Annotated in this window: 22 protein-coding genes; 6 read left to right on the top strand and 16 right to left on the bottom strand. The window is 44.9% G+C overall.

Going from position 1 to position 23,817, the window contains the following annotated elements:
- Nucleotides 1-8: 8 nt before the first annotated feature.
- Nucleotides 9-3,152 (bottom strand): DNA translocase FtsK, encoded by a 3,144-nt coding sequence (locus F899_RS04560; protein WP_005221108.1) that lies wholly within the window; start codon nt 3,150-3,152, stop codon nt 9-11.
- A 261-nt stretch (nt 3,153-3,413) separates the two neighbouring features.
- Between F899_RS04560 and trxB the strand changes: the two genes are divergently transcribed.
- The 3 genes from trxB to F899_RS04545 all read left to right on the top strand — a co-directional run bounded on the left by trxB (nt 3,414) and on the right by F899_RS04545 (nt 6,028).
- The gene (gene trxB / locus F899_RS04555) at nt 3,414-4,376 is read left to right on the top strand and encodes a thioredoxin-disulfide reductase (protein WP_004811157.1); all 963 of its coding nucleotides are present in this window, start codon (nt 3,414-3,416) and stop codon (nt 4,374-4,376) included.
- 83 nt (nt 4,377-4,459) lie between these two features.
- Nucleotides 4,460-5,191 carry a leucyl/phenylalanyl-tRNA--protein transferase gene (gene aat, locus F899_RS04550; RefSeq protein ID WP_005221106.1) on the top strand — a complete coding sequence of 244 codons (732 nt, stop codon included), beginning with the start codon at nt 4,460-4,462 and terminating at the stop codon, nt 5,189-5,191.
- 21 nt (nt 5,192-5,212) lie between these two features.
- On the top strand, nt 5,213-6,028 hold the full coding sequence (locus F899_RS04545) for an arginyltransferase (protein WP_005221105.1): 816 nt from the start codon (nt 5,213-5,215) through the stop codon (nt 6,026-6,028).
- Nucleotides 6,029-6,061: 33 nt separating this feature from the next.
- Here F899_RS04545 and rimI read toward each other — a convergent pair whose 3' ends face one another.
- From rimI to F899_RS04510, 7 genes are all read right to left on the bottom strand, one after another.
- Nucleotides 6,062-6,520 carry a ribosomal protein S18-alanine N-acetyltransferase gene (gene rimI / locus F899_RS04540; RefSeq protein ID WP_005221103.1) on the bottom strand — a complete coding sequence of 153 codons (459 nt, stop codon included), beginning with the start codon at nt 6,518-6,520 and terminating at the stop codon, nt 6,062-6,064.
- A gap of 104 nt (nt 6,521-6,624) precedes the next feature.
- Nucleotides 6,625-7,506 carry a metal-dependent hydrolase gene (locus F899_RS04535; RefSeq protein ID WP_005221101.1) on the bottom strand — a complete coding sequence of 294 codons (882 nt, stop codon included), beginning with the start codon at nt 7,504-7,506 and terminating at the stop codon, nt 6,625-6,627.
- Between the two features lie 212 nt (nt 7,507-7,718).
- The gene (gene tuf, locus F899_RS04530; RefSeq protein ID WP_004811166.1) at nt 7,719-8,909 is read right to left on the bottom strand and encodes an elongation factor Tu; all 1,191 of its coding nucleotides are present in this window, start codon (nt 8,907-8,909) and stop codon (nt 7,719-7,721) included.
- A 93-nt stretch (nt 8,910-9,002) separates the two neighbouring features.
- Nucleotides 9,003-11,138 (bottom strand): elongation factor G, encoded by a 2,136-nt coding sequence (gene fusA, locus F899_RS04525; protein ID WP_005221098.1) that lies wholly within the window; start codon nt 11,136-11,138, stop codon nt 9,003-9,005.
- Between the two features lie 130 nt (nt 11,139-11,268).
- The gene (gene rpsG / locus F899_RS04520; protein WP_004279240.1) at nt 11,269-11,739 is read right to left on the bottom strand and encodes a 30S ribosomal protein S7; all 471 of its coding nucleotides are present in this window, start codon (nt 11,737-11,739) and stop codon (nt 11,269-11,271) included.
- Nucleotides 11,740-11,921: 182 nt separating this feature from the next.
- Entirely contained in the window at nt 11,922-12,296 is a 375-nt protein-coding gene (gene rpsL, locus F899_RS04515) for a 30S ribosomal protein S12 (RefSeq protein ID WP_004648013.1), read from the bottom strand.
- Between the two features lie 169 nt (nt 12,297-12,465).
- Nucleotides 12,466-13,968, bottom strand: coding sequence for an EcsC family protein (locus tag F899_RS04510; protein ID WP_005221095.1), 1,503 nt, complete (start codon nt 13,966-13,968; stop codon nt 12,466-12,468).
- 276 nt (nt 13,969-14,244) lie between these two features.
- Here F899_RS04510 and F899_RS04505 point away from each other — a divergent pair, with 276 nt between their 5' ends.
- Nucleotides 14,245-15,474, top strand: a complete 1,230-nt coding sequence (locus F899_RS04505; protein ID WP_004811172.1) for a beta-ketoacyl synthase N-terminal-like domain-containing protein — start codon at nt 14,245-14,247, stop codon at nt 15,472-15,474.
- Between the two features lie 23 nt (nt 15,475-15,497).
- Nucleotides 15,498-15,950, top strand: coding sequence for a CopD family protein (locus F899_RS04500; RefSeq protein WP_004893309.1), 453 nt, complete (start codon nt 15,498-15,500; stop codon nt 15,948-15,950).
- 63 nt (nt 15,951-16,013) lie between these two features.
- Here the strand turns inward: F899_RS04500 and F899_RS04495 are convergent, their stop codons facing one another.
- The 4 genes from F899_RS04495 to F899_RS04480 all read right to left on the bottom strand — a co-directional run bounded on the left by F899_RS04495 (nt 16,014) and on the right by F899_RS04480 (nt 20,396).
- Nucleotides 16,014-17,441 (bottom strand): amino acid permease, encoded by a 1,428-nt coding sequence (locus tag F899_RS04495; protein ID WP_005221093.1) that lies wholly within the window; start codon nt 17,439-17,441, stop codon nt 16,014-16,016.
- A gap of 152 nt (nt 17,442-17,593) precedes the next feature.
- Nucleotides 17,594-17,953, bottom strand: a complete 360-nt coding sequence (locus F899_RS04490; protein ID WP_034434173.1) for a RidA family protein — start codon at nt 17,951-17,953, stop codon at nt 17,594-17,596.
- 47 nt (nt 17,954-18,000) lie between these two features.
- Entirely contained in the window at nt 18,001-19,113 is a 1,113-nt protein-coding gene (alr, locus tag F899_RS04485; protein WP_005221089.1) for an alanine racemase, read from the bottom strand.
- A gap of 23 nt (nt 19,114-19,136) precedes the next feature.
- On the bottom strand, nt 19,137-20,396 hold the full coding sequence (locus tag F899_RS04480) for a D-amino acid dehydrogenase (protein ID WP_005221080.1): 1,260 nt from the start codon (nt 20,394-20,396) through the stop codon (nt 19,137-19,139).
- A gap of 139 nt (nt 20,397-20,535) precedes the next feature.
- Here F899_RS04480 and F899_RS04475 point away from each other — a divergent pair, with 139 nt between their 5' ends.
- Entirely contained in the window at nt 20,536-21,003 is a 468-nt protein-coding gene (locus tag F899_RS04475) for an Lrp/AsnC ligand binding domain-containing protein (RefSeq protein ID WP_004811183.1), read from the top strand.
- An 81-nt stretch (nt 21,004-21,084) separates the two neighbouring features.
- Here F899_RS04475 and lysM read toward each other — a convergent pair whose 3' ends face one another.
- From lysM to fabD, 4 genes are all read right to left on the bottom strand, one after another.
- Nucleotides 21,085-21,591 (bottom strand): peptidoglycan-binding protein LysM, encoded by a 507-nt coding sequence (gene lysM / locus F899_RS04470; protein ID WP_004811186.1) that lies wholly within the window; start codon nt 21,589-21,591, stop codon nt 21,085-21,087.
- 184 nt (nt 21,592-21,775) lie between these two features.
- The gene (gene acpP / locus F899_RS04465; protein ID WP_004646101.1) at nt 21,776-22,012 is read right to left on the bottom strand and encodes an acyl carrier protein; all 237 of its coding nucleotides are present in this window, start codon (nt 22,010-22,012) and stop codon (nt 21,776-21,778) included.
- Nucleotides 22,013-22,098: 86 nt separating this feature from the next.
- Nucleotides 22,099-22,833 carry a 3-oxoacyl-ACP reductase FabG gene (gene fabG, locus F899_RS04460; protein ID WP_005221077.1) on the bottom strand — a complete coding sequence of 245 codons (735 nt, stop codon included), beginning with the start codon at nt 22,831-22,833 and terminating at the stop codon, nt 22,099-22,101.
- Nucleotides 22,830-23,816 carry an ACP S-malonyltransferase gene (gene fabD, locus F899_RS04455; protein WP_005221075.1) on the bottom strand — a complete coding sequence of 329 codons (987 nt, stop codon included), beginning with the start codon at nt 23,814-23,816 and terminating at the stop codon, nt 22,830-22,832. The genes fabG and fabD overlap by 4 nt, the downstream gene beginning before the upstream one ends.
- Nucleotide 23,817: the final 1 nt, after the last annotated feature.

Here is a 23,817-nt window from a genome sequence, read left to right as displayed (position 1 = left end):
ATGCTGAATTAGATCAGAATCTCACGCTTACCATTCGCGCCCATCGCGCTCACTACACCATTTTCTTCCATCTGGTCGATGATTCGGGCAGCACGGTTATAACCGAGGCTAAACTTACGCTGTAGCGATGATGTAGATGCCTTACGAGTTTCCAGTACGAAAGACACACACTGGTCATACAGTGGATCACGGTCAGAAGCACCATCGCCACCATCTTCAAAGCCACGATTGGTTGGTTCTTCATCAAATGGAGTTAGAATTTCATCAACATAGTTCGGGGCACCACGCTCACGCCAGGCATCACAAATACGGTTAACTTCATCATCAGCAATAAAGGCACCATGCACACGCTCAGGCTCAATCTTACCTGGCCCCAGAAACAGCATGTCACCATGACCAAGCAGGTCTTCTGCACCGCCTGCATCCAGAATGGTACGCGAGTCAATTTTCGAGTTTACACGCAGTGCTACACGTGTTGGGATGTTGGCTTTGATCAAACCGGTAATCACATCCACCGATGGGCGTTGAGTTGCCAGTAACAGATGAATCCCCGCAGCACGAGATTTCTGTGCCAGTCGGGTAATCATTTCTTCCGCTTTTTTACCGACCTGCATGATCATATCTGCGAATTCGTCCGCGACAATCACAATCGATGGTAATGGTGTCAAACGTGGTGCACGTTCCCCTGCCACCGATTCACTGGCTTTCCAGGTTGGATCAAACAGATCTTCACCATTGGCAATGGCTTCTTCAACCTTACGGTTGTAGTCGCTTAGCTTACGAATTTTCAGGAAGGACATCAGCTTATAACGACGTTCCATTTCATTGACACACCAGTTCAGTGCACTGACTGCATCTTTCATGTCCGTGACTACAGGCGTCAACAGGTGTGGAATATCGTTATAGTTTGCGAGTTCCAACTGTTTCGGGTCAATCAGGATCAGACGTAATTGATCAGGTGTGTACTTGAGTAGCATCGACAAAATCATCGAGTTTACTGCGACCGACTTACCAGAGCCGGTTGTACCGGCAACCAGCATATGCGGTGCCTTGCCAAGTTCAGTAATCACCGGATTACCAGAAATGTCTTTACCCATCGCCATCGACAGGATGGCACTTGCATCTTCAAATTTCGGTGTTTTAACCAGCTCGATCAGGCGTACCATTTCACGGGTACTGTTTGGTACTTCAATCCCGATATATGGCTTGCCTGGAATCACTTCAACCACACGCACCGATGCCATCGACATCGAACGTGCTAGATCACGCGAAATATTCGTCACTTTAGAGGCTTTTACACCTGGTGCCAGATCCAGTTCAAAACGAGTGACCACTGGGCCAGGCTGCGCTTCAACCACTTTGGCCTTGACGTTAAATTCCTGTAGTTTAATTTCCAGTAATTCAGACAGACGTGATAATTGCTCTTCAGTGAAATTGACTTTCTTGTTCGGATCAACTTCATCCAGTAGTTCTAGACCTGGTAATGGCGAAAGATCTTTACGGCGTTCAGCCACCATCATGGCGCGTGACAATGGACGACCCATCGAGTCAGTCAGTGGAGCATCAAAATCGAATTCATCTTCTTCTTGAGGAGCACCCGCAGTTTCATGCCATGCTTCAATAAATTCTTCTTTGGATAATGCCGCTTTGACTGCATCAATGGTATTGTGCTGATTTGTATTTTGTTGAAGAGCTGTCTGAGCAGTCGAGTTGCTTTCAGGTGCAGAGACTTCTATGCCTTGATGCTGAATCGGTGCCTGTACAAAAGCGGAAGATTGTGCATAGCTGGAAGCACGGGCTGGCTTTTGCGGCTCAATATCCTCGACCAGCAAATCATCCAGATCATCAAAATCAGTTTCTAGCCCTGTGTTGCGTATTGCAGGCGTAGAAACCGGTGGAATACTGATGCCTGTTGCCACAGCTGCAGTCGCTGCCGCACCTTTGGGTAAGTCTTCAACAATTCTTAAGGTTGGCTGTTCAGTAGCTGCTTGCGCAGTAAATGGACTATGCACATCCGTCGCAGTTTTACCCGGCGGTACAGCTGCCAATAGCTCATCAAAGATTTCATCATCATCCCAATCCAGACCTTTTTTCGTCGTCACAGACGGTCCAGGTGTTTCAGTTTTGAGATGTGCCTTGATTTCCTGAATTGGAGCAATTGTTGTAGGGGCTGCAGGGGTATGTTGTTGTTCTTCCGCTGCTTTTAATAAAGCATCGATATCCTGTTTATGGCGCTGATCCTCATCAGAATGCAAGGCACGCCAAACTTCGCCCGTGGTAATTACGCGATCTGGATCCTGAATCAGGCGATGCGCTTTTTCCAGCGTTTTTTCAAATTCTTCATCTTCCGGACTAAGTTCAGGTTCAATATGTTTTTTCTGTTGCGCCTTGAATTCACGGTCAGCAATGTCATCAAACAGGCGCTCGGCTACATGGTCACGAACTACGGGATCTATTTCTACAGGCTCATGCTCAGGTACAGGAACCACTGGCGTTGAGATGCTCTTTTTAGCAGGGCTACTAGCGATATCTTTCTTGGCAACTGCCATAGAGCGATCAAACTCGCCCTCCCCTTCCGGGACATTACGATAAAACAGATCCTGTAAATATGCAGGCGTTGCTTTCAGGCTGCTCCAGGTTTTGTTCCATTTCACGCCAAAGGCCAAGGTAAACAGCATGACCCATAAACCCACCAGAAACACTGCCGCACCGTATATCGTCAATAGCTGTTCAAGACTCTGACCTAATTCATAACCGATAATGCCGCCCGACGAATTATCCAGTGTATCAGCAGGAACTTCCCAGAACAGGAACAGTAAGGCAGAAGTGGTCAGTAACAGGAAGAATTGTGCTGCATAACGGAATGGCCGGTTCAGGAAGCTGTGTGGCCACCAGACCTGTACCGCTTCTACGAACAGATATAATGGAATGAGTAAGCTCGCCCAGCCCAGAAAACCAAACAGTAAGTCTGAAATCCATGCACCTGCAACCCCACTGGCATTTGAAACCGTCTGGGTGTCACTGGAAATGTGCATCCACCCCGGGTCAAATGGCGTATAGGTCACTGTTGCAAGAAACAGATAGATCCCAAATGAGACCAAAAATAATGTCATTACTAAGCGCTGTGCATAAGCACTCGACACCGTTGTCATATACTGTCCTGTAGCCAATTCTTCATGAATGTTCTTTTGCTATTATGATTCAAAAAAACGACGCAATAAAATGCCTATTATGCACCTGTTACACGAAAAAAGATGCAGTATTGTGCAACTGCACATAGGTCTTGTTCTTTATCACTTCTATATAGCCCAAATCGATTTGGATGATCAATAATATCGACTTTAATCTCACACCACTGTTATACAGTTTCACGTATAATTCAATAAATTTCTAAATACAAAAAGGATAGCCCGATGAGCGCACGTCACTCAAGACTGATTATTTTAGGTTCCGGCCCTGCTGGCTATAGCGCCGCTGTGTATGCAGCGCGTGCAAACTTAAAACCGACACTCATTGCAGGCCTGCAACTTGGTGGTCAGCTGACAACGACGACTGAAGTGGACAACTGGCCAGGTGATCCTGAAGGCCTGACTGGTCCAGTATTGATGGAACGTATGCAGGCGCATGCGGAACGTTTCGGCACTGAAATCGTGTATGACCACATCAATGAAGTAGATCTGAACGTACGTCCTTTTGTACTAAAAGGCGACATGGAAGAGTTCACTTGTGACGCCTTGATCATTTGTACCGGTGCGACCGCGCAATACCTGGGTCTTGAATCTGAAGCTGCATTTATGGGTCAAGGCGTGAGCGCATGTGCGACCTGTGATGGTTTCTTCTATAAAAACCAGAAAGTCATGGTTGTCGGTGGTGGCAATACTGCGGTAGAAGAAGCGCTTTACCTGTCAAATATCGCATCTCACGTGACTTTGGTACACCGTCGTGACAGCCTGCGTTCTGAAAAAATTCTTCAGGACCATCTGTTTGAAAAAGAGAAAGAAGGCAAAATCAGCATCATCTGGAATCATCAAGTGGATGAAGTTTTAGGTGATGCCAAAGCAGGCGTAACTTCTGTACGTTTGAAATCAACTCAAGATGATTCGACTCAAGAAGTTGAAGTTTCAGGTATGTTTGTTGCGATTGGCCATAAGCCAAACAGCAGCATGTTTGAAGGTCAATTACAGCTTCGTGATGGTTATATCCAGGTGCAAAGCGGTACTGCGGGCAATGCAACGCAAACTTCTATTCCTGGCGTATTTGCTGCGGGTGATATTGCGGATAGCGTATACCGTCAGGCAATTACCTCTGCAGGTTCGGGCTGTATGGCCGCACTGGATGCAGAAAAATATCTCGATGCGATGGGCAAGTTAGACTAAGCAGCGAAAATGAGAAAGCCGTCCATCTTGGGCGGTTTTTTTATGTATGATAAATACTGATGATTCTAAAACCAGGTTCAAGCATGCAACATCTTCCTCCTTCACAGTTCATTTTCCCCAATCCTGTAGAAGTGGATCTTGAAGGAGAAGGCCTGATTTGTATTGGTGCCGATCTCACTCCATCTACCCTGTTTGAAGCCTATTCACATGGCCTATTTCCATGGTTCTCCGAAGGTGATCCAATCTGCTGGTGGAGCCCGGAACCACGTTGCATTATCCGACCACAGGGTTATCATCCGAGTAAATCCCTGATTCGAAATATGAAAAAGTATGATTATAAAATTACTGTGAATCATGCTTTTGAACGGGTTATCCGTTCCTGCTCACTGCCTCGTGCTTATGCCGATGACACCTGGATTAGCGAAGATATTATTCAGGGTTACTGTGATATGTTCGAAGCCGGTTATGGCTATAGCATTGAAGTCTGGGATGAAGAGCAAGTGGTGGGCGGATTATATGGTATCACCATTGGACAGGGCTGTTTTGGTGAATCCATGTTCAGCACCCAGACCGATGTCTCGAAAATGGCATTTTATACTTTAATGCTGATAGGTCAGGAAAATCAGCTGCCCTGGATTGACTGCCAGTTGGTCAATGACCACCTGCTGAGCCTGGGTGCCAGTACAATTTCTCGCCAAGCGTATCTTAATTCGTTACAGGATGTGATAAAACGCCCACCTATCAATTGGCAAAAGTATCAGGAGGGTGTATTTTCAAGTAAAACAATAGCGTTAAATGCGCGATTAAATGAATGAAAATAACAGAGGGAATTTGTCATGAACTCCTATCAACCAAAATCCCTACTGAACGATTTACAGTATTATATTACCCCGCCACACGATTGCAGCTATCTGCCCAATAAGTCTGCACGTATGGTTTTTCTCGATCCCTCACATCGCATAGATGTGGTGACACTTTCTGAATTATCCCGTACCGGTTTCCGCCGTAGTGGCGATTTTGTGTATCGTCCTGAATGTCACCTGTGCCGTCAATGCCTTTCCTCTCGTGTACCCGTGCGTGAATTCAGCATGAACAGTTCGCAAAAAAAGGCATGGAAAAGAAATCAGGACTTAAGCCTGCGCATTACTGCACCGCAGCAGGCAAATGATAGCCACTATGCGCTGTATGAACGCTATATCAATGAACGCCACGCCGATGGTGATATGTATCCACCAAGCCGGGATCAGTTTGAAAAGTTTTTGTTGCAAAGCTGTATCGATAGCTTTTTCCTGGAACTCTGGAAAGATGACCGACTGATCAGCGTATCGACCTGTGATCTGCTCGATGACGGAATTTCTGCGGTTTATACCTTCTTTGATCCGGATGAAAATCGACGTTCACTCGGTGTTTTTGCAATTCTAAAACAGATTGAACATGCTCAGAAATTAGAGCTGCCTTTTATTTATCTGGGTTACTGGGTCCCGCATTCCAGCAAGATGAATTACAAGTCTCAATACCTGCCGCTTGAATTGCTGATTGATGGCCAATGGCGTCGATTAAACCGCTCGCTCAATGCGGCGGAGATTGAACACTTGGGAAACTCCTTGATGACGACCCTACCCTCCGGATGGAATAATCCCATCATCAAGTAAGATGGTCGTCACTAAAAGGAGTGTTAATCTGATTTATTTAAACAGACTGGCAAAGTCGTCCGTACATGCCTTCACCATAATGATGGCATGTTCACGACCACCGCCCGAGTTTGGATAGTAATTCTTGCGCAGGTCAATCTGGTGAAAACCAGCCTTTTCATAAAGACGAATTGCAGCTGTATTTGATTCACGTACTTCCAGGAAAATCTGTACCGGATTATTTTTCAATAACTGGATTGATTCTTCTAGCAACTGAAAACCAAGCCCTTTACCCTGCTGGCTTGGGTCAATTGCCATGAGTAATAAATTGGCTTCATCCAATACCGGTTGCAAAATACAAAAACCCACCACTTTACCTGCATATTCAATAATAGTGCTCTGATAAGCACTAACGGCTTCCTCGAACTGGGTTCTGGTCCAAGGATGAGATTGCACTTGTTGCTCAATCTGGGTGACCGCATCTATATCTGCTATTTGCATCAAACGAATCATGTTCGTTCATCTATCAATAAAAATCTCCTGCGCATTATAGAAACTTTATGCTGAAAATCGAGTAAAAAAAAGAGCGATTTCAATCGCCCTTTTTTAGTGTCAGATTAAAGACCAAGTTTGCCTTTCCAGTTTGCCAGCAAACTGTGTGTATCATGGTCATTTGGATGGAAACCCGGTTTGAAGTACATCGCCATTTCACGCCCCATACCAGTAATTACACCTTTGGACGGACTATAACCATATTCGTAAATGTCCTTGAGGGATTCCAGGTTTAACTGACGATCTTCCTTTAGCAGACGCATGACAAAATAGCTTTGTACAAAGAACAAAGTCACCATAGCGATCACCAGTGAACTGGTACGTAACAGATATGACTTTAAGCCTTTTCCAAACACGCCTTCAAACACGTCATAGGCCACAGCTTTATGTTCATTTTCTTCTATGGCATGCCATAACCACATGGTTTTCATGGTGTCATCTTTCATCAGTTCCTGAATATGACTATTGGTCAACAACTGAGAGGCAATAGTCGCAGTAAAATGTTCGAGTGCGGTCGTTGCAGTCAAATCTACCATTTCCTGAGTAATTCCCACAGGCTTGGCCAATTTTGCCATGACTTTACGCGTCGTTTGAATGACTTTATCCGTATAACGATCCAAGGTATCAACATCATGGCCGTATTTTTGCGCTGAGGCATTGAAGCCGACATGTTCCTGGGTATGCATCGCTTCTTGCCCAATGAAAGCAGAGATTTCTTTTTGCAGTGCTTCATTGTCTTTAAGCTTGGGATGATTACGTACCGCACGCACACTGTCGATAAAGAATTTTTCACCTGCGGGAAACAAGGCAGACAATGCTGTCATAAAATGAGTCAGCCCGGCTGAACCATTCATCCAGTATTCTGGAACCTGTTCAAAATCAAAGTTCATGCGACGTACAGGAAAACTTGCACCGGCACGATGAGTAATTTTTACTTCAGCATTCATATAACGCCTCCTGACAGATCTTCTCGACCCGGCCCTATTTTTCTATTTTCTTATTGGTATCTTACTCAGTTATCTGCTTGACATCATTGCAGTTAAGGTCAGCTGAATATCACTTTAGGACAGCGCTCTAATTTTGTTAGACAATTTATTTTTCACTTTAGATAAACAAAAAAAAGCGTCCCAAAGGGACGCTTTTTTTACACAATCAGTGATTATGCAGTAACACGAGACACTACACCAGCACCAACTGTACGACCACCTTCACGGATCGCGAAGCGTAAGCCTGCGTCCATTGCGATCGGGTGGATCAGCTCTACTGACATCTCAACGTTGTCACCAGGCATAACCATTTCAACGCCTTCTTTAAGCGCGATCGCACCAGTTACGTCAGTTGTACGGAAGTAGAACTGTGGACGGTAACCGTTAAGGAATGGAGTATGACGACCACCTTCTTCTTTAGAAAGTACGTATACTTCTGCGTCGAATTTAGTGTGCGGCTTGATTGTACCTGGTTTAGCAAGTACTTGACCACGTTGAACGTCTTCACGCTTAGTACCACGAAGAAGAACACCACAGTTCTCGCCCGCACGACCTTCGTCAAGAAGTTTACGGAACATTTCAACGCCAGTTACAGTTGTTGTTTGTGTATCACGGATACCAACGATTTCAACTGATTCACCAACTTTAACAATACCAGTCTCAACACGGCCAGTTACTACTGTACCACGACCTGAGATTGAGAATACGTCTTCGATTGGCATCAAGAATGCTTGGTCGATTGCACGTTCTGGTTCTGGGATGTAAGAGTCAAGCGCTTCAACAAGAGCTTCAACTGCAGCTTCGCCATATTGACCAGCGTCACCGTTAAGCGCAAGAAGAGCTGAACCACGGATAACTGGAGTGTCATCACCTGGGAAGTCATAAGTAGAAAGAAGTTCACGAACTTCCATTTCAACTAGCTCAAGAAGCTCTTCGTCGTCTACAAGGTCGCATTTGTTCAAGAATACAACGATGTAAGGTACACCTACCTGACGAGAAAGAAGGATGTGTTCACGAGTTTGTGGCATTGGACCATCAGTCGCAGCACATACAAGGATCGCGCCGTCCATCTGAGCAGCACCAGTAATCATGTTTTTAACATAATCGGCGTGGCCCGGGCAGTCTACGTGAGCGTAGTGACGAGTTGGAGAATCGTATTCTACGTGAGAAGTGTTAATGGTAATACCACGTGCTTTTTCTTCTGGTGCAGAGTCAATTGCAGCGTAGTCTTTCGCTTCACCACCGAATTTCTTCGCACATACAGTTGCAATCGCAGCTGTTAAAGTTGTTTTACCATGGTCAACGTGACCAATTGTGCCCACGTTAACGTGTGGCTTATTACGTTCGAACTTAGCCTTAGCCATGAGATCTTCCTTTTTGAACTGCTCATGCAGGATCACTGCATGAGCGCTTGGTTTTTAACTATGAATTAGTTTGGGCTTATAGTAATCGAAAGATTACTCGTCGTCACCTTTTTTACCGCCAGACTGGAACTTAGCGATGATGCCTTCAGCCACGTTACGTGGAGTTTCAGCATATTTAGCAAATTCCATAGAGTAAGTCGCACGACCTTGAGACATAGAACGCATATGAGTTGCATAACCGAACATCTCAGCAAGTGGAACTTCAGCTTTAATTGCTTTAGTACCACCAGGTAGATCGTCCATACCCTGAACCATACCACGACGACGGTTTAAGTCACCCATGATATCGCCCATGTAGTCTTCTGGAGTTTCTACTTCAACTTTCATGATAGGTTCAAGAAGAACAGGATCTGCTTTCATGAAACCGTCACGGAAGGCATAAGAACCAGCCATCTTGAACGATAATTCGTCAGAATCGACATCATGGTAAGAACCATCGAACAATGTCGCTTTGATGCCAACTACTGGATAACCAGCAAGGACACCATTCTTCATACGTTCTTGGATACCTTTGTCAACTGCACCGAAGAATTCTTTAGGTACTACACCACCTACAACTTCTTCAGCGAATTCGTATTCTTTACCAGCTTCAGGATCAAGCGGTTCTAAACGTACGTATACGTGACCGAATTTACCTTTACCACCAGTTTGACGTACGAACTTACCTTCTTGCTCAACAGTCTTTTTGATTGTTTCGCGGTAAGCAACCATTGGTTTACCAATGTTCGCTTCAACGTTGAATTCACGTTTCATACGGTCAACGATGATGTCAAGGTGAAGCTCACCCATACCAGCAATAATGGTTTGACCAGATTCTTCGTCAGTACGAACGCGGAATGATGGATCTTCCTTAGCCAAACGACCTAAAGCGATAGACATTTTTTCTTGGTCAGCTTTAGTTTTTGGTTCAACAGCCAATGCAATTACTGGCTCTGGGAATTCCATACGTTCTAGAGTGATGATGTTTTTCTCATCACATAGTGTATCACCAGTAGTTACGTCTTTAAGACCTACACACGCAGCGATGTCACCAGCACGGATTTCTTCAACGTCTTGACGATCGTTCGCGTGCATTTGCACGATACGGCCGATACGTTCACGTTTAGATTTAACCGGGTTATAAACAGAATCACCTTGTTTAAGAACACCAGAGTAAACACGTACGAAAGTTAAGTTACCTACGAATTTGTCGTTCATGATTTTGAACGCAAGTGCAGAGAACGGAGCTTCGTCAGATGCTTCACGAATCGCTTTAGTTTCAGCTTTGTCGTCAAGAACACCTTCAATCGCTTTAACTTCTGTAGGTGATGGCAAGAATTCAATTACTGCGTCCAACATACGTTGAACACCTTTGTTTTTGAACGCTGTACCACAAAGCATTGGTTGAATTTCACAAGCCAATGTTTGAACACGTAGACCAGCAACGATTTGTTCTTTAGTCAAATCGCCATTGTTCAGGTATTCATCCATTAACTCTTCAGAAGCTTCAGCAGCAGCTTCAACCATGTTTGTACGCCATTCTTCAGCAGTTTCTTGAAGATCAGCAGGGATATCACCGTACTCGAACTTCATACCTTGTGAAGCTTCGTCCCAAATGATCGCTTTCATTTCGATCAAGTCGATAACGCCTTGGAAGTTTTCTTCAGCGCCAACAGGGATTACTACAGGTACAGGGTGCGCACCAAGACGTGTTTTCATTTGTTCAACAACACGGAAGAAGTTGGCACCAGTACGGTCCATCTTGTTCACGAATGCTAAACGAGGCACTTGGTATTTGTTAGCTTGACGCCATACAGTTTCAGACTGAGGTTGTACACCACCTACAGCACAGTAAACCATACATGCACCATCAAGAACACGCATAGAACGCTCAACTTCGATTGTGAAGTCAACGTGTCCCGGGGTATCAATTACGTTGATACGGTGTTCTGGGAACTGCTTAGACATACCTGACCAGAATGTAGTGGTAGCAGCAGAAGTAATGGTAATACCACGTTCTTGCTCTTGCTCCATCCAGTCCATTGTTGCTGCACCATCATGTACTTCACCAATTTTGTGAGATACACCTGTGTAGAACAAGATACGTTCAGTAGTTGTGGTTTTACCCGCATCGATGTGCGCAGAAATACCAATATTACGGTAACGAGAAATTGGGGTTTGACGAGCCATGATCTCTTGCATTCCTAAATTTTGTTGTTTAAAACAGGACGCTTTAAGTTGCTAGCAACTTAAAGCGCTTTGATGACAATTGGGTGAAACCCATATCATCACCGTCCTGATAAGGGCCTGTTTTATTTGCTTAGAAACGGTAGTGAGAGAATGCTTTGTTGGCTTCAGCCATACGGTGCACATCTTCACGTTTTTTAACCGCTGCGCCTTTACCTTCAGATGCATCAAGCAACTCACCAGCAAGACGTAAAGCCATAGTTTTTTCAGAACGCTTAGCAGCAGCATCTACTAACCAACGCATAGCCAAGGCAGTACGACGGGATGGGCGCACTTCCATAGGTACCTGGTATGTAGCACCACCAACACGGCGTGCTTTTACTTCGACCATAGGGCGAACTTTTTCAAGAGTAGTCTCGAAAAATTCAACCGGATCTACTTTAGATTTTTCTTGAACGCGGTCTAAAGCACCGTAAACGATACTTTCAGCAATAGATTTTTTACCATCTTGCATTACGTGGTTCATGAATTTAGCGATTGTTTGGCTACTGAATTTCGGATCCGGAAGGATTTCACGAGCAGCGACTACGCGACGTCTTGGCATTTTAAACTACCTATAAATATGACACTTCAGGTTTATCCAGCATTAGCACAAAGTGTCATGTGCATTCGCTGGCCTTACTACACGTCGCTTGAATTTCACAAAATTAAATGCAGAAATCAGACAAGCGAGACGATAAAGGATTGCAGTTCTAGCGAACTAAGAAGTTAATCTCGAAAGATCAATTATTTCTTAGGACGTTTAGTACCGTATTTAGAACGAGACTGGTTACGATCTTTAACACCAGCACAGTCTAAAGAACCACGAACGGTATGGTAACGTACACCTGGTAAGTCTTTAACACGACCACCACGGATAAGAACAACACTGTGCTCTTGCAGGTTATGGCCTTCACCACCGATGTAGCTAGAAACTTCAAAGCCTGAAGTTAAGCGAACACGGCAAACTTTACGCATTGCTGAGTTAGGTTTTTTAGGTGTAGTTGTGTAAACACGTGTACAAACACCACGGCGCTGTGGACAAGCCTTCAACGCAGGAACTTTAGATTTTTCAATCAAAGTCGTACGACCCTTACGGATCAACTGATTTGTTGTTGCCATTTGGCAATTCTCCCGTTAATAAAAAGCCCCAAAAACTACTACTTTTTGAGGGCATGCAATTGTAAGTCAAGATGCAAAATTGGTCAACATGATAGAAGCAGGCAAATCCACATCCGCTCTTGCTTACAATTGCTTAGTACTTTCATATCCTTACTATTTTTCTTGCAGATTAATCTGCATCTTTTGTAACATCTTCTGTTGATTTTTTAGCAGAAGATTTTGTCGCTTTTTTTGACTTTTGCTGTGCAGCTTCCGTGTCTGCTTCGCTCTGATCATTTTCAGTATCAGCGGCAGCGACTTCGGCCTCGTCTGTGACATCGCCCTCAGCTTCTGCCTGTGCAAGCGTATCTTCGATATCTTCAGGTGCCGGCTCACTCAGTGCTGGTTGCTGTACATGCTTATCCGCAACCGGTTCTACCAACTTATCGGCTAATGAATCCAAGCCTTCACTGACCTCTTCATCTTTTACTTCCTCTGTGACTTGAGAATCTGTCTTTTTCAGCACTTTTACCTGAGTAATATGATCATTTCCTTCAATCGGAATCTCTTTATCTAAAATTAACTCATCCCCGGTATGACCATTTTTCTTGATATTTTCTAGTAGTTTTGGTGCGGCCTGTTGCAGCAATGCTTTAGATTTTTCATAGGCCTCTAAAACAGAAACAGAGCTGTCACGATGCTGTAGCAGATATTGACGTGCATTCGAGAACACATCCTGTGCTTTCTGATTAACATCATCGACAAAACGGCGACTATATACTGCGCCTACCCCAGCACCCGCTAACGGTACCAATTTAGATAGTTGTTCAATCAGGGAAACTTTCGGTATATGGTTCATCCATTCCCATTTCGATTGACCATCTTCCTGATGCAGGAATTTGCGTAGCAGCTCGGTATCATTACTTGAACCCAACATGGCTTGCAGCTGGGAAATGTCATGGGTTTTTAAAGTAGCACCTAGCGCTCTTAAGCCCAACAATACGGTTTGCTTTTCTGCAATCAGACTCAGATCAATCTGACGGAAGATATGCTGCACGATATCCTGATCTTCTTCTTTGCTTAAATCAAAGCCATAAGAACGGCCGACCTGATAAATAGTACGCAGCGCCAGCACCAAAGATGCAGGAATATCCACTGCTGTACCAATTACCCCAGTTGCCCCGGAGAATGCACCTTGAACTGCAGCAATCCATTTATTCTGTTCACCAAACGCTTGAGAAATACGCTTAGAACGATCGACATCCTGGGTGAGTTCCTCCAGATCACGCACTCCTGCTTCATCGAGAACGGCATCTACTGAACTGATGTCATTGGTAAACTGATTTAGATGATCAAAGAAATAATCTGACACTTTTTCGCTAAACTTGGGCGAAATAAAATGCGTAACATTATTCACTGTATTGAAATGACGGCCAAACAACTGGCGCGATACACTTGGCAGATGTTCACGTAACATCTCCTGTGGATTGTCGTATTTTTTCGACTCAAATGGACTCTTGGCTTGAGCTGCGCCATTGACCACCTTATCTACATTCAGCGCTTGTGTGACCTTCGAAACCGAATCAGGTGCAACATGGTTGAATAGATCCAAACCTGTTGTACTGAACTTTTTCGCCACTCCAAACGCACTGGAGATGAAGCCATTTGATTGTTTATTATTGGTATTTGTCATTCCTTACCTCAGCGTGCACGTGCTTGTATTTTGTATAAATACTAGGTGTTAGCAGCGTTTATCTCAACCTTATTCTGTTTCATTTAGTAATCCCTCTGTGTAGGAATCTCTATTCGAATGTACAGCGTACTGGGCATAACATTTGCCATAAGATTTCAAAAATCTTTCTGTTATGATGTTCCTCATTGTGAACAATGGGTCAGCACCATATTTAACGCTTGATGAAAACGCTAAATATCTCCCCTGACCATAAAGATGAACTATAAGGATCTGTAGATGAAACGTGTTGTCATCACTGGTATGGGTATTAACTCATGCATCGGAAATACATTGGAAGATGTAACTCACTCTTTACAAAACGGGATTTCAGGCACACGTTTAAATCCAGTCTATGCTGAACTAAACTTTAAAAGTCATGTCAGCGCGGCTGCTGAGCAGGATTTTGACAATATCGACCGTCGTCTCAAACGCTTTATGGGTGTTTGTGCCATGTATGCCTACAATTCGGCAATTGCAGCGGTTGAGCATGCTGGTCTGAAACCGGAAGATCTGGCGGGCAACCCACGCTATGGTATTGCAGGCGGCTCAGGCGGTAACTCAACAGCATCTGTAATAGAAATGGCGAAATTACTCGAAGAAAAAGGTGCACGTAAAATTGGCCCATTTTTCGTACCCCGCAATATGTCAAATACCATTACAGCCAACGTTGGTGTAGCGCTTAAACTTCAAGGTATTGCTCACTCAATTACCAGCGCATGCGCAACTTCTGCTGATGCGATTGGTTATGCCTATAACCTGATTCAATTGGGTAAACAGGACTTGATGCTTGCCGGTGGCGGTGAAGAAGATCACTGGTCTCAAAGCTTGCTGTTTGATGCGATGGGTGCACTGTGTTCAAAATACAATGACACACCTGAAACTGCATCTCGTCCATATTCAGCAGACCGTGACGGTTTCGTGATTGCTGGCGGTGGCGGTTTCGTGGTGCTTGAATCCCTTGAACACGCTCAAGCACGTGGTGCCAATATTCTTGCGGAAGTCGTAGCTTATGCAGCGAACTCTGATGGTGCCGATATGGTTGCGCCAAGTGGTGAAGGTGCAACGCGTTGTGTATTGATGGCTTTAGAAGAAGCAAAACAGCATGGTGTAGATAAGATTGACTATGTAAATACGCATGGTACCTCTACTCCAGCAGGCGATATTACAGAACTTAAGGCAATGGAACGTGCGTTTGGTGAAGGCCAGGTTCCTTCACTCAGCTCGACCAAGTCTATGACAGGCCACAGCCTAGGTGCTGCTGGCGTTCAAGAAGCAATTTATTCAGTTCTGATGATGCAAAATGACTTTATTGCGCCAAACATCAACGTGACTGAACTGGATGAAGGTGCGAAACCGTTTGATATCGTGCTTGAAAAACGTGACGCAAAATTGAATACTGTGATGAGTAACAGTTTCGGTTTCGGCGGCGTAAATGCCTGTCTCATCTTCAAAAAATGGGAAGGCTAAGCTGCCCAATTTAGGGTGACTTGATGGATGCTCCTTCTGATGCTTTCCTTTGGGTAAAAGCATTACATATTATTGCAGTGGTTTGCTGGTTCGCGGCTTTGTTCTACTTGCCACGTTTATATGTTTATCATGCTATGAGCGAAGATGCCGTAAGTCATCAACGCTTTGAAGTCATGGAGCGCAAGCTGTACCGTGGCATCATGTGGCCGGCAATGCTGGCCACCCTGATTACGGCACACTTTCTGGTAGATTGGGGTGATGCAACGCGTCATTATCATGAAGCCTTATGGTTCTACCTTAAAGTCGGCTTGGTCGGCTTATTGGTGATTTACCATCTGGTCTGTGGTTATTACCGCAAGAAGCTGATTGATAATGCCCATTACAAGTCACACAAGTTTTGGCGTTATTTTAATGAGATGCCAACCCTGCTCTTATTTGCAGTGGTGATTCTGGTGGTGGTTAAACCTACCTTCTAGTTTAGCTACTCAATAAAAAATCCCTGCTCAGTCGGGGATTTTTTATGTCTTAGATTCTAAAATTTACATCTCTACCTGAAGCTTACGAACTCTTGGCAGATACAGCACACGATAGGTCACCGCTAGAATTAACAGCCATAACGGACTGATCATCAAGGCTTTCAAAGTATCTGGTTCCAGACTCAAAATCACCAACGCAAAGAACAGGAATGCCAGCACGATATAAGACATCCATACACCGCCCGGCATTTTAAAAGTCGAAGCAGTATGTTTTTCCGGTTGCTGCTTACGGTAACGGATATAGCACACCATGATGATACTCCAGATACTGATAAACAGGATCACACAGAGTGAGCTCGCCAAGGTAAAGGCTTCCATCGTATTCGGTACAAAATACTGGAATGCTGCACCCAGCAGAATAAAGGTACAGGAGAACATCAGACCTTTCGCCGGAACTGCTCGGCTCGACAGTTGTGCCAAGGCTTGCGGTGCCTGACCACCCCGCGCCAGACCAAACAGCATCCGGCTGGTGGAGAATACGCCACTGTTCATCGAAGACATCACGGAAGACAAGACCACAAAGTTCATGATAATGGCGGACGTTGGAATCCCCGCATATAAGAACAGGCTAACGAATGGGCTCTGATCTGCAGGAATCTGGCTCCATGGCGTGACTGCCATAATCACCAACAGGGACAAGACATAAAACAAGATAATACGGGTTGGAATCGCATTGACTGCTTTAGGTAAATTCTTTTCCGGATCTTTGGTTTCAGCCGCCATGGTACCCAGCAACTCCACTCCCACGAAAGCAAACATCGCGATCTGGAAACCGGCCAGGAAGCCAGTCGCACCTTTCGGAAATAAGCCATCTGACCAGACATGACTAAAGCTGGCCGTCGCACCGCTTGGGGCCTGAAAACCACTAAAGACCATATAACCACCAACAAAAATCAGGCCAATAATTGCCAGAATCTTGATCAGGGCAAACCAGAACTCAATCTCACCAAAGAGTTTTACTGTCACCAGGTTAATACCCAGAATCAAGAGGACACAGGCAGCGCTGATCAGCGCCTGTCCCATCGGGGTAAAGGCTGTACCTTCGGGTAACCAGAAATTCAGGTAGTTAATAATCGCAGCCAGATCAGCAATACCAACCAGAATCCAGCCCAACCAGTACGACCAGCCAATGTAATAGCCTGCAGCCGGCCCAATCAGATCATGCGCCATATCAATAAAAGACTTGTACTGCAAATTCGACAGCAGCATTTCACCAAGAGCACGCATTAAAAAGAAAAACATCCCGCCAATGATCATATAGATCAGCAGGATCGAAGGGCCAGCCAGGGCGATGGTCTTACCCGACCCCATAAACAGGCCGGTACCGATACAGCCACCAATGGCAATCAGCTGTAAATGCCGATTAGATAACTTGCGTTGTAGCTCATGTTGCGACGGCGCTGCGTCATCTCTAGAGGGTGTAGTATTCATCTTCAGTTCCTTTTTTCGCATCAAGCCCTTGCCCACCTGATCAGATTTCCTCCTGAAATCCTGATTCAGATGTAATTTCATTTAAAAAGTTAAATGATCGGGTCTGATGTTCTTACAAAATTAAGTTGGGAGATCTCAAATATCAGAAGCTCTTAAGGCTGTGCTGCAATCACTGCAATTTCAATCAGCCAGTCTGGATTGACCAGATCCGCCTGAATGGTGGCACGTGCCGGAGTATCATGGCCTTGCAGCCATTCCACCCAGAGTTGGTTTACGTTGCTAAAGTTAGCTAAATGCTTGATAAATAATTGCGCCGAAAGCAACCGGCTTTTATCAGTATTTGCCAGCGCAAGCAGTTCATCAATCTTGGCAAAGACCTCCAAGGTCTGTCCGTGTATATCCAGATCGGTACGTGTTGGCACCTGCCCTGATAAATACACGGTCTTGTTGTGAATAGTGGCAGCACTCATCACCTGATTGCTGCGGATACGTTGAATATCGCTATGTTCCATCATAAATTTTCCTCTCCATTTTTCCGTTAATAGGTCAATATTGAATTTCAGGTTTCAACCTGTACTGGTACACGGGTAGTAATGCCACACATCAACTCATAGCCCACTGTTCCTGATCCTGCTGCAACTTCATCAATTGGCAGCACTGTGCCGTGGGTCGACCGCCCCCAGAGCAGCACCTCACTACCAATGTTCGTTTGAGGAAGTTCAGTCAGATCAACTGTCAGCATATCCATACTGACCCGGCCAATCGTCTGGGTTCTGACGCCATCTACCAGCACGGGCGTACCGGTCTGGCTGATACGCTGATAACCATCCGCGTAACCACAAGCCACAACACCAATTCGCATCGCCTGCTCCGCAACAAAGTTAGAGCCATAACCGACACTTTGCCCAGCCTGAATATCTTGAATAGCAATGATTTCACTGCGTAAGCTCATACTTGGTTGGAGATTCCAGTCTTGAATACTATGGCTTGGATAATCTGGTGAACTGCCATAGAGCATGATGCCGCTACGTACAATATCGGAATGCAAGCTTTGATGATGGCGTAGAATGGCCGCACTATTACTGAGTGAGGTTTTAGCCTCAAGCCCCTGAATGGTCTGGCTAAAAATCAGGTTTTGATGTTCAATGCCATCCAATCCAAAACGCTCGCCATCCGCATCGGAGAAATGGGTCATATGCGTCATTGAGCGTACATTTTCGAACTGGCTTAACTGTTGCCAAACATCTGCATATTCATGCAGCTGAAAACCTAAACGGTTCATGCCGCTGTTCATTTTCAAGAACACATCAAACTGTGCATCCGGGGCTATTTCGGCAAACTGTTTCAGCCATTGCACTTGATGACGAGAATGAATGGCAAAGCTCATGTCATGCTTTGCACATGCAAATAAATCCGCTAGCGTAAAAATACCCTCGAGCAACAGCAGTGATTTTTTGCATCCCAGTGCACGTAGCCGCTTACCTTCTTCAATATCCAGAAAAGCAAAACCGTCTGCAGACTGAAATGCCGCATAAACCCGTTCAATGCCATGACCATAGGCATTGGCTTTGACCACAGCATACACTTCAGCATTTGGAGCAGAAGCTTTAGCAATATTCAGATTATGCTGCAATGCATCTAAATGCACTACAGCTTGAATTGGACGTGGCATAGATTCTTCCTTGAAACAGTAATTTAAGCCGCGTGTGAATAGCGTCCGAGCGACAGCCCTTCCGTACTAATCTCGGTTTTATGATCCAGTACAATATCGCTGATTAACTTGCCCGAACCACAGGCCATGGTCCAACCCAAAGTGCCATGTCCGGTATTCAGGAACAGGTTTTTAAAACGGGTTTTTCCAATAATTGGCGTACTGTCTGGTGTCATTGGACGTAACCCCGTCCAGAAGCTGGCTTCAGTCAAATTACCACCCGGAAATAATTCCTGGGTAACCATTTCCAAAGTGGCACGTCGATTATCTTTTAAGTTGTGGTTAAAGCCACTTAGCTCAGCCATACCACCCACGCGGATGCGCTGGTCAAAGCGAGTGATAGCAATCTTATAGGTCTCATCCAGCACCGTAGATTGCGGCGCAAAATCGGCATCAACAATTGGAATCGTGAGTGAATAGCCTTTTACTGGATAAACTGGTAAATCCAGATGCAACGGTTTCAAGAAATCACGTGAATAACTACCAAATGCCAGCACGTATTTGTCCGCAGTGAATACCTGACCATTGACGACAACACCTTTAATTTCATTGCCCTCAGTTAGCAGATGTTCCACATTCTGGTTAAACTTGAACTGTACGCCCAATTCTTTGGCAACATTGGCTAAGGCGTTGGTAAATAGATAGCAATCACCGGTTTCATCATTGGGTAAATGTAAGCCACCGACCAGTTTATCTTGAGCATGTGCCAAGGCAGGTTCAACTTTTGCCAAATCAGCTCCCAGTAATAATTCATGCGGCACACCACACTCTTGTAATATAGCGATATCACGTTGCACCATGTCCAACTGGGCTTCATTACGAAATACCTGTAAAGTACCTTTGGAACGATGCTCATAGCTGATGCCGGTTTCTTTACGCAATTCACGTAAACAGTCACGGCTATATTCAGCTACACGGGTCATACGTTCTTTGTTAATGGCATAGCTGGCTGGATTACAGTTTTTCAGCATTTGCGCCATCCAGTTCAACTGCCACATGCTGCCATCTAAATTAATCGCCAAGGGTGCGTGATGCTGAAACATCCATTTCACCGCTTTGAATGGAATGCCAGGTGCTGCCCACGGTGTCGAGTAACCTGGAGAGATTTGGCCTGCATTACCAAAACTGGTTTCTTCAGCAGGGCCAGTCTGACGGTCAAGTACAGTAACTTCTGCACCCTGCTGTGCCAGGTAATAGGCACTTGCCACACCAATTACACCACTACCTAAGACCAAAACACGCATTGCCTTACCCTCAAAATCCTTCTAGTTGATTTAACTAGTATATTTTTGGATCAATAGTGAATTTCACTGTTTTAAAGTAATATATTCAGTGAATCCACTAGATTTCTCGCGTGATTTTAAAAAATTAAGGGAATAATGAATGCGTAAATTAGACCGTATTGATCGCATGATTCTAGACATCCTGCAACGCGATGGCCGGATTGCCATTAGCGAGCTGGCAGCTCGGGTGAACCTATCCACTACCCCGTGCTCTGAGCGTGTGAAGCGACTGGAACGTGATGGTATTATCATGGGCTATTACGCCCGACTCAATCCAGAAAAGCTGGAACGCAATTTACTGGTCTTTCTTGAAATCAAACTTTCAGCCAAATCCGGTGATGTATTTGAGCAGGTCGCACGAGACCTGAGTGAAATTCCTGAAGTACTGGAATGCCATTTGATTTCTGGAGATTTTGATTATCTGGTCAAAGCGCGCTTGAAAGAGATGAGTGCTTATCGCCGCCTGCTGGGCGATCTATTAAAGAAACTACCTTCTTCCGCCTCTTCACACAGTTATGTGGTGATGGAGGAAGTAAAAGAGACGCTATATCTGGATGTCGGTATTTGATACTCTAGTTATCGACAATAACAACAAAGCTCCCAAAGGGAGCCTTGCCATTAATCTGAAAAATCTGAAAGTTCAAAAATATTAATCAGGAATACGCAGTACCTGACCTGGGAAAATATCATCAGCATCTTTTAATAATGGACGGTTGGCTTCAAAAATCTTGTTGTATTGATTGGCATCGCCATAAAATTCTTTAGAAATTTTTGACAAACTGTCGCCTGATTTTACCGTGTAGAATTTACTTTCCGGTTCAGGGCTGCTCACCGTAAGCTGGTCATCCACTTTGGCCACATGATCAATATTTCCTACCGCGAGAATAATTTTTTCACGATCGGCCTGATTTTGTACCTGCCCACGCACAGTTGCCAGATCAGAAGTAGAGTTATAGCTAATCGACAAACCTTTAATTGGCAACCCTAAACTTTTAACATGGCCCAATAACTTGTTGGCAATTTCTTGTGCCGATGGCTCTGCCGGAGCTGCTTTAGGCGCAGCCGCAGGTGCTTGTTGTGCAGCAGGTGTCTGTTGCGGTTCTGCCGCTGCGGTATTTTTCTTACCAATACCTTTTACAAAATCAAAAATACCCATGGAAGACTCCCTTATTGTCGTCTGATTTTTATCTCCCTATTGTTTATAGCGGAATTCATCTAAGCAGAAGTTAATCATTGGTAAGCTTCCTGTTAATGAATGTAAGTTACCATTAAGAAAAACACAGGCACAAAAAAACCACCTTGCGGTGGTCTTTAGGCTTAGCAGAGCTAAGAATCAACGATTAACCAAGTTTTTTAGAAACGTAGTCGATCGCAGATTGAACAGTTGTGATTTCGTTAGAATCTTCATCAGGAATTGTGATGTCGAAGTCATTTTCGAAAGACATTACCAGTTCAACTAGGTCTAGAGAGTCAGCACCCAAGTCATCCATGAAAGATGCTTCGTTTTTAATCTCTTCGATTTTGATACCAAGTTGTTCTGCAACCGCTTGCTTAACGCGTTGTTCGATATCGCTCACAGGAATTCTCCTCATTGCTTGTGGCGTTTTTAATGCCGTTAGTTTAATTGAATCTAAAAAATTTGGAAAGTTTATACTTAAGCCCCTTAGCTCATGTATAAACCACCATTTACGTGAATTACAGTACCTGTAATGTAACTTGCCTTGTCAGAAGCCAAGAAACTTACGGCATTTGCGATATCTTGTGGATCACCGAGACGGTTCAATGCCACTTGATCACTCATTTTCTTGCGAATTTCTTCACTTAACTGTTCAGTCATCTCAGTGGCAATAAAGCCTGGTGCCACAGAGTTTACCGTAATTTGACGGCTACCCATTTCTTTTGCAAGACTGCGGCTAAACGCTTCAATCCCTGCTTTGGCAGCAGAATAGTTCGCCTGACCCGGGTTAGCAAAATGCGCCACTACAGAACTGATGTTAATGATACGACCGAAACGTGCCTTGGTCATGCCTTTCAGGACACGCTTGGAAAGTCGATAAACGGCTTTCAGATGAATGTTCAGGATATCATCCCAGTCATCTTCTGACATACGCAGCAATAGGTTATCTTTGGTAATACCAGCATTGTTCACTAACGCAAGAACTGGACCATAGTTCTGTTCAATTTCAGTCACCAGTGCATCAATGGCTGCGCCATCACGCACATCAAGGACTTTACCTGCGCCATTTTCAGCAAACTGTGCAGATAATTTCTCAGCGCCAGCTTCAGAAGTGGCAGTTCCTACCACAAAGTAGCCATCCTGAATGAGTTGTTGCGCAATTGCAGCACCAATGCCGCGGCTTGCACCTGTCACCAAGGCAACTTTACGTTCCTGTGTCATGCAATTTTCCCTTCTGCCACCAATACGGTGTTTAATGCATCTTCCAGACGGGATTGATTGTCCAGTGGAAGTGCTTTTTCGATATTTGGTAAACGTTTTGCCATATTGGCAAGTACATTCCCCGGACCGCATTCCACGATATATGCAATACCTTCGTCTTGAAGGAATTGCAGGGTTTTGGTCCACTGTACAGATTCATACAATTGCGCAGTCAGTGCCTGACGTAATGCATTCACATCTGTTGCAATTTCCGCGCCCACATTTTGTATTACAGGAATACGTGGTAGCTCAATGGCAGTTTGTTCCAAAGCCGTAGCAAACTGTTCAGCGGCAGGTTTCATCAGTGAACAGTGGGATGGAACAGATACGGGCAATGCGATCGCTTTAGCGCCATTTTCTTTTGCCAGCTCAATCACCGCATCAACACGATCTTTGTTCCCTGCAACAACGACTTGACCTTTGGCATTGTAGTTGGCTGCTTCAACCGAACCTTCACCGGCTGCTGTTGCCTGTGCACAAAGCTCCACAACCTGAGCATCTTCCAGACCTAGAATTGCCGCCATTGCACCCACACCTTGTGGGACTGCATCTTGCATCAGCTTACCGCGCAGGTTGACCAGTTTCACTGCATCACCTAGGCTTAACGCACCAGATGCAACCAGTGCACTGTATTCACCTAAAGAATGGCCAGCCAGATACTTTGGTGCAACACCACCCAGTTCCAGCCATACACGCCATAATGCAATCGATGCAGTCAGAAGGACCGGTTGAGTGAATTCAGTCTGATTCAGACCTTCACCACTTTGGGCAATCTGCCACAGATCGAAGCCTACTGCTTCAGATGCCTCGGCAAATGTGTCACCTACACTACTAAACTGCTCAGCCAGTTCAGCGAGCATGCCCGCCTTCTGCGATCCCTGACCTGGGAATACAAATGCAGTTTTGGTTGCCTGAGCTGCTTGCTCGAGTTGTTTAGCAGACATA

The organism is Acinetobacter sp. CIP 101934, assembly GCF_000369585.1.
GTDB classification, from domain to species: domain Bacteria; phylum Pseudomonadota; class Gammaproteobacteria; order Pseudomonadales; family Moraxellaceae; genus Acinetobacter; species Acinetobacter schindleri.
The sequence above is the reverse complement of the archived record's forward strand: the minus strand, read 5'-3'. Positions and strand labels throughout refer to the sequence as shown.